7 protein-coding genes and 1 riboswitch are annotated in these 12,592 nt (G+C 66.0%); of the genes, 5 read left to right on the top strand and 2 right to left on the bottom strand.

Annotated elements, in window-relative coordinates; all coding sequences use genetic code 11:
* The first annotated feature begins 2 nt into the window (after positions 1 to 2).
* The 4 genes from ACCQ04_RS05955 (at position 3) to ACCQ04_RS05940 (ending at position 7,143) form a co-directional block, all read left to right on the top strand.
* Positions 3 to 767: a phosphatase PAP2 family protein gene (locus ACCQ04_RS05955; protein WP_184516510.1), complete on the top strand. Its 765-nt coding sequence runs from the start codon at positions 3 to 5 to the stop codon at positions 765 to 767.
* Positions 764 to 2,419 (top strand): phosphoethanolamine transferase, encoded by a 1,656-nt coding sequence (locus tag ACCQ04_RS05950; protein WP_226426680.1) that lies wholly within the window; start codon positions 764 to 766, stop codon positions 2,417 to 2,419. The genes ACCQ04_RS05955 and ACCQ04_RS05950 overlap by 4 nt, the downstream gene beginning before the upstream one ends.
* A gap of 640 nt (positions 2,420 to 3,059) precedes the next feature.
* The gene (locus ACCQ04_RS05945) at positions 3,060 to 5,078 is read left to right on the top strand and encodes a M2 family metallopeptidase (protein ID WP_226426681.1); all 2,019 of its coding nucleotides are present in this window, start codon (positions 3,060 to 3,062) and stop codon (positions 5,076 to 5,078) included.
* Positions 5,079 to 5,208: 130 nt separating this feature from the next.
* Entirely contained in the window at positions 5,209 to 7,143 is a 1,935-nt protein-coding gene (locus ACCQ04_RS05940; protein ID WP_345778017.1) for an XVIPCD domain-containing protein, read from the top strand.
* Between the two features lie 119 nt (positions 7,144 to 7,262).
* On the opposite strand, the gene ACCQ04_RS05935 is transcribed toward ACCQ04_RS05940, so the two are convergent.
* Both ACCQ04_RS05935 and ACCQ04_RS05930 read right to left on the bottom strand, forming a co-directional pair.
* On the bottom strand, positions 7,263 to 7,664 hold the full coding sequence (locus tag ACCQ04_RS05935) for a hypothetical protein (protein ID WP_226426683.1): 402 nt from the start codon (positions 7,662 to 7,664) through the stop codon (positions 7,263 to 7,265).
* A gap of 16 nt (positions 7,665 to 7,680) precedes the next feature.
* A complete protein-coding gene (locus ACCQ04_RS05930; RefSeq protein WP_024939474.1) occupies positions 7,681 to 8,934 on the bottom strand; it encodes a multidrug effflux MFS transporter in 1,254 nt (417 codons plus the stop codon).
* A 256-nt stretch (positions 8,935 to 9,190) separates the two neighbouring features.
* Positions 9,191 to 9,305, top strand: a riboswitch (glycine riboswitch).
* Positions 9,306 to 9,403: 98 nt separating this feature from the next.
* Between ACCQ04_RS05930 and gcvP the strand changes: the two genes are divergently transcribed.
* Complete coding sequence (gene gcvP, locus ACCQ04_RS05925; RefSeq protein ID WP_226426684.1) at positions 9,404 to 12,337, top strand: aminomethyl-transferring glycine dehydrogenase; 2,934 nt, start codon at positions 9,404 to 9,406, stop codon at positions 12,335 to 12,337.
* Positions 12,338 to 12,592: the final 255 nt, after the last annotated feature.

The raw sequence follows: 12,592 nt of genomic DNA, 5'->3' as shown, positions 1-12,592 counted from the left end.
CGATGACCACGCTTCCCATTTACGCGCCGAGATCAGCGCGCTCTTTCGCATTGCTGCAGACGCGATTTCTTGCTCTGCACCTGTGGCTTCCGCTGGCATGCGTGGCACTGCTCAGTGCGCTATTGATGAACCTCGGCGGTGACCAATGGATTGCCGATGCGCTGTATCGACTGGAAGGCGGACACTGGCTACTGAAAGACCACTGGTTTACCAGCGACCTCGTCCATCGCATTGGAAAGTGGTTGAGCACGGCTACAGCCATCGGTGTATTGGTGCTGGCTGTGCTTGCTTGGTGCAACCAACGTCTGCGCGCAATGCGCTGGCCATTGACATATCTCGCGACCTCAATCGCCTTGTCGACGTCGCTTGTTTCCTTGCTCAAGTCGTGGACGGCGATGGATTGCCCATGGGATTTAAGCCGTTATGGCGGCACCCATCCAATGATCGGGCTATTCGAATCGCGCAACGGCATTGCTGCGTCCGGTTGTTTCCCTGCAGGCCACGCCAGTGCCGGTTATGCGTGGGTGGCTTTGTATTTCTGTGCGCTAGCACTGCGTCCTGCGTGGCGTGTTCCTGCATTGTGGCTGGGCATCGCGGCAGGCTTGTTATTCGGGATTGCGCAGCAATTACGCGGCGCGCATTTTCTGTCGCACGACCTGTGGTCGCTGGCGGTGTGTTGGGGAACTGCACTTGCACTGTACTGCGTGATGCTGGCTCGACCGCATCGCGCCAATGATGTGGTGTTGCAATCGGGGGATGCAGCATGAGTACCTATCTACCGCAATCGCCTGGGCTCAAGCGCCTGCGCGCACTGAGCTGGACGACGCGACCGACGGTCTCGACCGAAACCTTGGTGTTGTTGTCGAGTCTGTTCTTCGCACTGGTGTGCAACCAGCTGTTCTGGCACACGGCCATGGCCACGCATCCGGGCAGTCTCGGGTTTGCCATCTCGTTGATGGCCTTGCTGGTGGCCGTGCATGCGTTATTGCTGGGCCTGCTGGTGTGGCGCTGGAACGCCAAGCCGCTGTTGACGCTGCTGCTGTTCACCACCGCGCTGGCTGCGCACTACATGGACAGCTACAACGTCTACCTGGATGCGGACATGCTGCGCAATGTGCTGCATACCGACCACAAGGAATCGCGCGAACTGCTCACGCCCGGCTTGATCCTGCCGCTGCTGTGCTACTTCCTGATTCCGGCCACGCTGTTGTGGCGCACGCGCCTGCAAGCACGCAGCATCGGCAGATCACTGGCAATCCGCGCCGGCTTCTTGCTGGTGGTGGCAGTGGTCGGCGCGGCCGGCGCGATGCTGTCGTCGCAGGACGTCTCGGCGTTGATGCGCAATCACCGCGAGGTACGTTACCTGGCCACGCCGATCAACTACATCGTGGCACTGCGGCAGAACCTCAAATCCGATTCGCCGATCAAGCATGCGCCCAAGCAACCGGTCGAACACGACGCCATGGCCACACCACGTGCACCCGGAAGCCGTCCGCGCCTGCTGCTGGTGGTGCTGGGCGAAACCGCACGTGCGCAGAACTGGGGCCTCAACGGCTATGCGCGCCAGACCACGCCCGAGCTGGCGCAGGCCGGAGTGATCAATTTCCCTGACATGCATTCCTGCGGCACCAGCACCGAGGTCTCGGTGCCATGCATGTTCTCGCCGTTCGGCCGCCGCGATTACAACGAGGACACGATCCGCGGCCACCAGTCGCTGCTGCATGTGCTCGAACACGCCGGCATTTCCACGCTGTGGCGCGACAACCAGTCCGGCTGCAAGGGCGTCTGCGATGGCCTGGACATCCAGAAGCTGGACGATGCCACCACGCCAGGGCTGTGCGCCGATGGCCGTTGCATGGACGAGATCCTGCTGAGCGACCTGGCTGCGCAAGTCCGCGCAAAGCCCGGCGACCGCGTGGTGGTGCTACATCAACTCGGCAGCCACGGGCCGAGTTACTTCGAGCGCTACCCGGCACAGTTCGAGCGCTTCAAGCCGGTGTGCAAGACCGCCGACCTGGGCAGTTGCAGCCGCCAGAACATCGTCAACGCCTACGACAATTCCATCACCTATACCGATCACTTCCTCAACCAGGCCATCCACACGCTGCGCGGGCTGCAGGACTACGACACCGCGATGATCTACCTCTCCGATCACGGCGAATCGCTGGGTGAAAAAGGCCTCTACCTGCATGGCGTGCCATACGCGATCGCGCCCAAGGAACAGACCCACGTGCCGATGGTGATGTGGTTCTCGCCGGAGTTCGCACGTGACCGCGGCCTGGACGAAACCTGCCTGCGCCACCGTGCCGGCCAGTACACCGATCAGGACGCGCTGTTTCCGTCGGTGCTCGGTCTGATGCAGGTCAAGACCAGCGCCTATGCGCGCGAGCGCGATCTGTTCGCGCAATGCACGGGATAAATGCAGCTGGATTTCTTCAAGCATGGCTTATCGAAGGCACGGTGCCCTAGCCGCTCGCGCGACACGCCGTGAATCCTCCCGTGGAGGTTCCTTGGCGGCATCCATGCCGGCAAGGACACCGCGCCAGTAAGTTGGTCGGCTTCTTTTTTGAAGACTTGCTGCGCAACTTGCGATGGAAAGATTTTCGGACGCACGACACTCCGAACAACGCGCATCAGGCACTGCTCTTACCGTGCACACCGACTATCTCGACGGGCCCTTGCCCGCCCACCGTCGCGGGACCTTACGCGGCATGGATGCCGCGTAAGCGCCTACACGGACGTACTTGCGGCGTGTCCCGCGATGGTGGGCGGGCGAGGGCCTTGCAGCCAAGCGGCAGATCATCCGCTCTGCAACTGATCCGCCTGCACCGCTCCATCAACCCAATGCCACCGGTCCCCCAGTCTTGAAGCAGCTGGCAGTACATGGCGGGCAAACAGGTAACGGCCGTGCCCGCCTGCGATGAGCACGCCAATGTGGCACTTGCTCTGACGAGCACAGATGGATTTGCAGCCCACCCAAGTCGCGTACACCGTGACAGCGCTTGCGGTGAACCCCGACGCGCTCTAGCCTGCGTCGGACTTCACCGCAAGGACCACCCGTGAATCCTCGTTTGTTGTGGCTGGCACTGGCCGTGGCCGCCGGCACCCTGTCGTTGTCGGCCTGCCGTCAGGACGCGGCGGCACCCGCCAAGCCCGCTGCCGCCAAAGCCGCGCCGGAGGAAAGCGCCGACCAGTTCGTCGCGCGTATCGGCGCCGAGTACAAGGCCGCTTACCCGGAACTCACCGCCGCGCAGTGGTTGTCTTCGACCTACATCAACGGTGACTCGCAACTGCTGGCCGCCAAGGCCAACGAACGCTCGCTGGCGCAACTGGACCGCTGGATCGAACAATCCAAGCAGTATGCAGGCACCCCGATGTCGGCCGACAGCGCGCGTGCATTGCAACTGCTGAAATTGATGAGCGCCCTGCCCGCCCCACGCGACCCGGCCAAGCTGGCAGAGCTCACCCGGATCGCCGCCAAGATGGAAGGCGATTATGGTGCGGCCAGTTATTGCGTGGGCGATGGCGAACAACGCCGCTGCCGCCAGCTTGGCGAGCTGGAACAGGTGCTGGCCAGCAGCCGTGATTACGCCGAACAGCTGGATGCCTGGCAGGGCTGGCATGGCACTGCAGTCCCGATGCGCAAGGACTACCAGCGCTTTGTCGAGCTCGCCAACGAGGGCGCGCGCGGGCTGGGCTTTGCCGATGTCGGCGTGCTGTGGCGCAGCGGTTACGACATGCCGCCAGCGCAACTGGCCAGCGAGACCGACCGTCTCTGGGACCAGGTCAAGCCGCTATACGCACAACTGCAGTGCTATGCGCGCGGCAAGCTCGATACGCAGTACGGCAAGGACAAGGGCGAGCTCGCCGGCGGCATGTTGCCGGCGCATCTGATGGGCAATATGTGGCAGCAGGACTGGAGCAATCTGTGGGACCTGCTGCAGCCGTACCCGGGTGCCGGCGACCTGGACATCACCGCTGCGCTGGAAAAACAGTACCAGGGCAACCTGAGTGCGGTGCTGGCACGCACCACCGGCACCGAAGGCGGCAGTGGCGCACGCTTCCAGGCCGAGCGCGAAGCGCAGCTGCGCACTGCAAAACAGATGACCGAACGTGCGCAGGATTTCTACACCTCGCTCGGCATGCCCAAGCTTCCCGACACCTATTGGCAGCGTTCGCAGTTCATCAAACCGCTGGACCGCGACGTGGTCTGCCATGCCAGCGCATGGGACATGAACATGGGCGGCGAAGCGACCCAGAACATCGGTGCGGACGTGCGCACCAAGATGTGCATCAAGCCGACCGAAGAAGATTTCACCACCATCTATCACGAGCTTGGGCACATTTATTACGACCTGGCCTACAACCCGCTGCCGCCACTGTTCCAGAACGGCGCCAACGACGGCTTCCACGAAGCGATCGGCGACACCATCGTGCTGGCCATGACGCCCAGGTATCTGCAGTCGATCGGCATGGTCGGCGAACAGCAAACCAGCCGCGAGGCGCTGCTCAATTCGCAGATGCGCATGGCGCTGAGCAAGGTTGCCTTCCTGCCGTTCGGGCTGATGATCGACCGCTGGCGCTGGGGCGTGTTCGACGGCTCGATCCCCCCCGAGCGTTACAACCAGGCCTGGTGGGAACTGAAAGCCAGGTATCAGGGCGTTGCACCGGCGAGCCCACGCGGCGAAGAGTTCTTCGACGCCGGCGCCAAGTACCATGTGCCCGGCAACACGCCGTACACCCGGTATTTTCTTGCGCACATCCTGCAGTTCCAGTTCTACAAGGGCCTGTGCGAAGCCGCCGGCCATCAAGGCCCGTTGTACGAGTGCAGTTTCTACGGCAACAAGGACGCCGGGCAGAAGTTCTGGTCGATGCTGCAACGGGGTTCCAGCCAACCCTGGCAGACCACGCTGAAGGAACTTACCGGCAACGACCGCCTGGATGCCGGCCCGATGCTGGAATATTTCGCGCCGATGAACGAGTGGCTGAAGCAGCAGAACCAGGGAAAATTGTGCGGCTGGCAGGCGAACGCACCCGCGGCCGCCAGCACTACGCCTGTGCCTGCCGTAACGCACTGACGCACGCGCTCCCTGCGGCATGCGGCGGCCCTCACCCTGGCCGCCGCATAACGTTGATTTGATAAACGCACAAAACGCCGGCGATATACTGCGCGCCCGCTGCACCGGCGCAGCATGCAGGATGCATCCAGTGAACAACACCTCCACCGGCCCGGACCCGCGCGACGCGGACCGCAACAAGCAGTTCATCGACGACGCAAACGACCGCGCATTCGACCCGATCTACAGCAGCAAGAGCAGCGACTACGCGCTGGAAGTGGGCGGCAGCAACATCGAGCTCAGCCCAGAAGATCAGACGGTCAAGTATTCCCATACCAGCGAGCAGAGCAGCGGCCGTCCGACGCAGCCGCTGGGCGAGAACAGCCTGCGCAGCAGCCGCTCGCTCGGCCTGGGCAAGCTCAGCGACGCCGAAGCGAAGACCACCACCTTCAACCTCGAGGCCGATGCCAACACCGGCCAGCAGCAACGCCTGCAGACCAAGCTCGGCGACAGCAAGCTGAGCATCGAGACCAGCACCAGTGCCGGGCAGCGCATGCGTTACGCACTGACGCTGCCCGGTGCCGACCAGCCTGCAGAGGCGGCCACCCGCGTCAATCCGCTGCAGCCGGAGAGCCTGCCGATCGGCGCGCGCGCGGTGATGGACGCGCAGACCTACACCCAGCGCGATGCCTCGGCGAGCCTGCAACACCTCACCATGCAAAGCGAGATCACCGAAGCCAGCGGCCGCAGCTACCTGATCGAGCGCGTGGACGAGCGCCACGTGCGTGTGGTGACCGGACCCAACGCAGCCATCGAGGCAGTCAACGCCGTTGGCCTGAAGGTGGGACCGGCGCAGGCCCTGCTCGGGCGCGCCGACGCCCTGGGCCAGTCGCGTGTGGAGAGCGCGCAATTCGACCTGGCCGATCCGCGTGCGCGCGCAGCCATGGGCGCGTTCATACGCGAGGGCAAGATGGCACCGGGCGTGCCCGGCGTCGATGAGCTACAGACGGTGGAGCGGATCAGTTTCAGCTCGCAGCAGCGTCTGCAGCTGGAATTGGGCCCGCTCAGTGCCGATGTGGCCGGCAACCGGAATCAGGGCAGCCAGGTGCGCATCAGCACACCGGGCCAGGACGGCTACACCGTGGTACAGCAGCTGCAATACGGCGGCAACGTGCCGCTGACGATCGTGCGCCAGTACGACGGCAACGACACCGAACGCGTGCAGGAACGCAGCTACCGCTTCGAGATCGATGGCGATGTCGCCGCGCCGGGGCTGCTGCAACGCCTGGGCGGGCGCAACGAGGCCAGCGAGGAAAAGGCGATTGCACAGAATCTCAACAGCGCGCTGAGCGGCGACATGGCGGGCACCGGTGCGATTGCGCCAGGGCAGAAGACCACGCTGGCCTTCAGCGAGGCGCAGATGCAGGCGCTGATGCAGCAGACCCAGGCCAGCGTCGAAGCCGGCAGGATCGGCGGCAGCTCGCTGACGGCGCTGGTCGGCGACCGCAACGCCGCAGCGCAGTCACCCGAACGCTTCGCGATCGCGATGGCGCGCAATGTGGGCGGCGAGCCGTATCCGTTCGTCGAGCGGCTGCAGCGCATCGCCGACGGCGCCGATGGGGCATACGACGGCCGGTTGCAGCGCATCGATGCCGAGGCGCTTCCGCGCCAGGCTGCTGCGGAAACCGCGGCGGCGGATCCGCGCAATCCGGCCAGTCCGGACCATGCGCTGCTGACCCAATGCACCGCAGCGGTGGAGCAGCTGGAAGCCGCGCGCGGCCGCGTACCCGATGCGGACAGTGAGCGCCTGGCAGCCGGCGCGCTGGTGGCCGCACGCGAGCACGGGCTGCAGCGCGTCGACCACGTGGTGCTCGGCCGCGACCCGGCACAGGGCTTCGTGGTCCAGGGAGCGCTGGATTCGCCGGCGCACCTGCGCGGACCCTTCGATGCCCAGGCCGCGCAGCAGACGCCGGTGGACCACAGCCTGCAGCGTGCGCAGGCCGTGGGCGCCGAGCAGGATCGCAACGCCGCCGCGCAGGAACAGGCGCAGCAACAGGACGTCCAGCGACAGGCTCCGGCGCGCTGATCCAGCGCGCCGGCTGATCCGCAGCCAAGCCCTGGCGGAGGTCAGCACCGAACACGGCCCGCTGACGCGGAATGGGCCGTGTCCGGAGCCGGTCTCGCCGACACCGCTGCGTTATGACCTCAGTTGGTGCGCGCGGGCACCAGCTTCTGCGCGAACTCGATCCGGAACGCCTCGAAATCCCTGCCGTCGGCGGCCGCCTCGGCATACGCCGCGTCCTTGAGCGCGTCCGAATAGGTCAGCCGCACCGGCGTGCCCTGCCGCTCGTGCAGCTCGGCCGCGCGCATGATCAGGGCTAGCACCTGGGCGGCGCTGGTGCTTTCGCCGGCAATGCGGCCGTCCATGCCCAGCACCCATTCGCCGTCGCGGCGGACGATGCCGGCCAGTAGCGTGCGTTGCTGGTCGCGCAGTTCGGCATGCGGCTCGATCGGCGAAACCGGCGCGGGATTGGCGGCGGCCTGGTTGCGCTGGCGCTCGGCGGCGCGCTTGCGGGCGTCGCGGCGCAGCTTGGAATCGGTGGACATGCAGGCTCCTGTGAGGTCAGAGATGGTCGGCCGGCTCCAGAGGCACAGCCTCCTCGGCCTGGCGGCGGCGCAGACGGCGGCCGCTGCGGCGTTCCCAGCGCCAGAATAGCCAGCCCAGCAGGAAAAAACCGGTCATGCCGATCGCCAGATGGCGCGGGTGTTCACTCAGCAGCGGCGACAGCACCCCGGCCACCAGCGTATTGGTCATCAGCTGGGTGAAGGCCTGCAGTGAGGAGGCCAGGCCGCGCTGGTGCGGGTACATGTCCAGCACCGCCAGCGCCAGGATCGGGAAGATCAGCGCCATGCCCACGCCGGCCAGGAAGATCGGCAGCACCGCCCAGGGCAGCGCGATCTGCGCCGCCGTCATGGTGTAGCCCAGGTTCGCCAGCGCCGCCACGCCGCAGCAGATGAAGCCGATGCGGATCTGCCGCACCGGGTCCATGCTGCCGGCCATGCGCCCGGACAGGAACGAGCCCAGGGTCATGCCGCCGATGGTGGGAATGAACAGCCAGGCGAAGTCGCCCTCGCCCAGGTGCAGGTGGCGCATGATCAGCACCGGCGCCGAGGCGATGTACAAAAAGATGCCGGCGAAGTTGAACGCACCGGCCGCCGCCAGCCGCTGAAAACGCGGGTTGAAGCCGATCCGCACGTAGTCGTGCATCAGGCGGCGCAGCTGCAGCGGCGTGCGCGCCTCCGGCGGGTGGGTCTCCGGCAGCCAGGTCAGCGTGGCCACCAGCAGCACCAGCCCGAACGCCACCAGGAACCAGAAGATCAGCGGCCAGCCGGCACCGCTGAGCAGGATCCAGCCGCCGATGATCGGCGCGATCGCCGGGGCGATGCCGAAGATCATCGACACCTGGCTCATCAGCCGTTGCGCGTCCGCCCCCTGGAACAGGTCGCGGATCACCGCCCGCCCGACGATCATGCCCACCCCGGCCGACAGCCCCTGCAGTGCGCGGAACGCCAGCAGGGTGGGCAGGTCCTGCGACAGCGCGCAGCCCACCGAGCCGGCGATGAACAGCACCAGCCCGCCCAGGATCACCCGCTTGCGGCCCCAGGCATCGGACAGCGGGCCGTGCGCGATGCTCATCAGCCCGTAGGCGAGCAGATAGACGCTGATGGTCTGCTGGATCGCCACCTCGTCCACCGCCAGGCTGCGGCTGAGCCGCGAGAACGCCGGGAAGATGGTGTCGATGGAAAACGGGCCGAACATCGCCAACCCGGCGAGCAGCAGCGCCATGCGACGGGTGGAAGGCGTGGTGGGGGTCATGCAGGGATCCGAAACGTGGTGCATCGGGGGGACGCACGCCGGCGCCGCCCTGGGGACGGCGTCGGGATGAGCACAAGGGCGTCGATGATAGGCGCTCGCCGTTGCAAGGTTAAGCAAACCCGAGCGCATGGCCTGCCGCGTGCGCTCCGGCGCGTGCGCACGCAGGCTATAATCGGTCGGCAACACGGTGGGAGAAGCGGCACTGCCGCTGCCGAAGGCGCAACAGCCCGTAATCGCTCAGGCCCGATACCATCCGCAGTACAACTCTGGAGAGACCGGCCGATGCCGGCGCCGAAGGGGCACGGAACGCAGGCAGGCCCAGCGCCATGCCGCGTTCTTAAACTCTCAGGCAAAAGGACAGAGGGGCGCGAGGAAGACTGTCGCTGCGACAGGAGGTGATGCGCTGCGCGCGTCACGCCGGTCCGGTGGCCGTCGACCATTCGTCTGCCCCCTGCCCCGGATGCCCGCCATGTCCCAGACCACGTCTTCCTTGCGCGACCTCGAACACCACAGTGCGTTCGTCGAACGCCATATCGGCCCCAACGACGCAGAAATCGCACAGATGCTGGAGGTGGTCGGCCACGCCTCGCTGGATGCGATGACCGATGCGATCGTGCCCGGCAACATCAAGTCGCCAGCGGCGCTGGCGCTGCCCGAGGCGATCACCGAAGAAGAGGCGCTGGCCAAGATCCGCGCCATCGCCAGCAAGAACCAGGTGCAGCGCAGCTTCATCGGCCAGGGCTATTACGGCACCCATACGCCCAAGGTGATCCTGCGCAACATCCTGGAAAACCCGGCCTGGTACACCGCCTACACGCCCTACCAGGCCGAGATTTCGCAGGGCCGGATGGAAGCGCTGATCAACTTCCAGACCCTGTGCGCCGACCTCACCGGCATGCAGATCGCCAACGCCTCGCTGCTGGACGAAGCCACTGCCGCGGCCGAAGCGATGACGCTGGCCAAGCGTTCGGCCAAGTCGAAGTCGGACACCTTCTTCGTGCACGACGCGGTGCACCCGCAGACGCTGGAACTGCTGCGCACCCGCGCCGAGCCGCTGGGCATCGTGCTGCGCGTCGGCACGCCGGAAGAAGCCTTGCAGGCCGAATGCTTCGGCGTGCTGCTGCAGTACCCGGACAGCTTCGGGCATATCGGCGATCACGCCGCGCTGGCCGATGCGGTGCACGCACAAGGCAGCCTGGTCGCGGTGGCCACCGACCTGCTGGCGCTGACCCTGATCGCCGCGCCCGGCGAATGGGGCGCGGACATCGTGGTCGGCAATTCGCAGCGCTTCGGCGTGCCGTTCGGCTTCGGCGGCCCGCATGCGGCATTCATGGCCTGCCGCGATGCCTACAAGCGCTCGATGCCGGGCCGCTTGATCGGCGTGTCGATCGATGCCGCCGGCAACCCGGCCTATCGCCTCACCCTGCAGACGCGCGAGCAACATATCCGCCGCGAGAAGGCCACCTCCAACATCTGCACCGCGCAGGTGCTGCTGGCCGTAATGGCCTCGATGTACGCGGTCTACCACGGCCCCGAGGGCCTGACCCGCATCGCGCGGCGCACGCATCGCCTTGCCGCGATCCTGGCCGCCGCCCTGCGCAGTGCCGGTGTCACCGTGGGCGAGCAGTTCTTCGACACCCTGCACGTCAAGGCGATCGATGCCGACGCCATCCACGCCAAGGCCCGCGCCGCCGGCATCAACCTGCGCGCGATCGACAGCGAAGCGGTCGGCATCAGCCTGGATGAAACCAGCACGCGCGCCGATGTGGTTGCACTGGCCGCGTTGTTCGGCGCGCAGGCGGATGTGGACGCGCTCGATGCCGCCACTGCCGACGCATTGCCGCAGGGCCTGCTGCGCAGCAGCGCGTTCCTGACACACCCGGTATTCAATACCCACCACAGCGAGCACGAACTGCTGCGCTACATGCGCTCGCTGGCCGACAAGGACCTGGCGATGGATCGCACCATGATCCCGCTGGGCAGCTGCACGATGAAGCTCAACGCCACTGCCGAAATGATCCCGGTGACCTGGCCCGAGTTCGGCGCGATCCATCCGCTGGCCCCGGCCGAGCAGTCGGCCGGCTACGCGCAGCTGATCGAGGAGCTGGAAGCGATGCTGGTCGAATGCACCGGCTACGACGCGGTCAGCCTGCAGCCCAACTCCGGCGCGCAGGGCGAGTACGCCGGCCTGCTGGCGATCCGTGCCTATCACCGCGCGCGCGGTGAAGCGCATCGCGACATCTGCCTGATTCCCGAATCCGCCCACGGCACCAACCCGGCCTCGGCGCAGATGTGCGGCATGACCGTGGTCGTGACCAAGTGCGATGCCAACGGCAATGTCGATGTCGACGACATCCGCGCCAAGGCGGAAAAGTACTCCGAGCGCCTGGCCGCGTTGATGATCACCTACCCGTCCACGCACGGCGTGTTCGAAGAGGATGTGGTGGCGATCTGCGAAGCGGTGCATGCGCATGGCGGCCAGGTCTACACCGACGGCGCCAACATGAATGCCCTGGTCGGCGTGGCCAAGCCCGGCAAGTGGGGCTCGGACGTGTCGCACCTGAACCTGCACAAGACCTTCTGCATTCCGCATGGCGGCGGCGGCCCGGGTGTGGGCCCGTGCGCGGTGAAGTCGCATCTGGCGCCATACCTGCCTCGTGCCGGCATCCATGCCGGCGAAGGTCAAACTGCCGCCATCCATGGCGGCGGACTCAACTCCGAAAGCGGGAGTGGACACTCCTCGCGCATCGGCGGCATGGTCAGCGCGGCGGCCTACGGCTCGGCCTCGATCCTGCCGATCAGCTGGATGTACGTGACCATGATGGGCAGCGGCGGCCTGCGCAAGGCGACCCAGGTGGCCCTGCTCAATGCCAACTACATCGCCAAGCGCTTGGCGCCGCACTACAAGACGCTGTACACCGGCCGCAACGGCCTGGTGGCGCACGAGTGCATCCTCGACATCCGCCCGCTGGAAAAGACCAGCGGTATCGGTGCCGAAGACATCGCCAAGCGCCTGATCGACTTCGGCTTCCACGCGCCGACGCTGAGCTTCCCGGTCGCCGGCACCTTGATGGTGGAGCCGACCGAAAGCGAATCGCAGCACGAACTGGACCGCTTCATCGACGCGATGATCCAGATCCGCGAAGAGATCCGCGCCATCGAAGACGGCCGCCTGGACCGCGACGACAACCCGCTCAAGCACGCCCCGCACACCGCCACCCAGGTGTCGGCCAGCGAGTGGACCCACGCCTACCCGCGCGAACTGGCCGCCTTCCCGCTGCCCAGCCTCAAGCAGCAGAAGTACTGGCCGCCGGTGGCGCGCGTGGACAACGTCTACGGCGACAAGAACGTGATGTGTGCCTGCATCCCGGTGGATGCGTACAAGGACGACGTGGAGGCGTAAGCGCCACCACCAGGTAAAAATGCGAAACCCAGCCGGTCACACGGCTGGGTTTTTTGTTGCCGTGCCGGGACAGGCAGGCGCTGCCGCCACCACAGGTTTTGCGTTTGTCACAGCCAGGGCGATAGCCAGCTCTTCATGGGCAGCGATGAAAGATTGACCTCCGGCGCGTGCTGCGCTCATCGCACCGCACTCGACCGGGCGCCAGCGACGCCATCTGCCCGTCGCAGGCGGATGCATCAACACTTCATGCAGGAC

Source organism: Xanthomonas sp. NCPPB 2866 (assembly GCF_041475745.2).
GTDB lineage: Bacteria > Pseudomonadota > Gammaproteobacteria > Xanthomonadales > Xanthomonadaceae > Xanthomonas > Xanthomonas arboricola.
The sequence above is the reverse complement of the archived record's forward strand: the minus strand, read 5'-3'. Positions and strand labels throughout refer to the sequence as shown.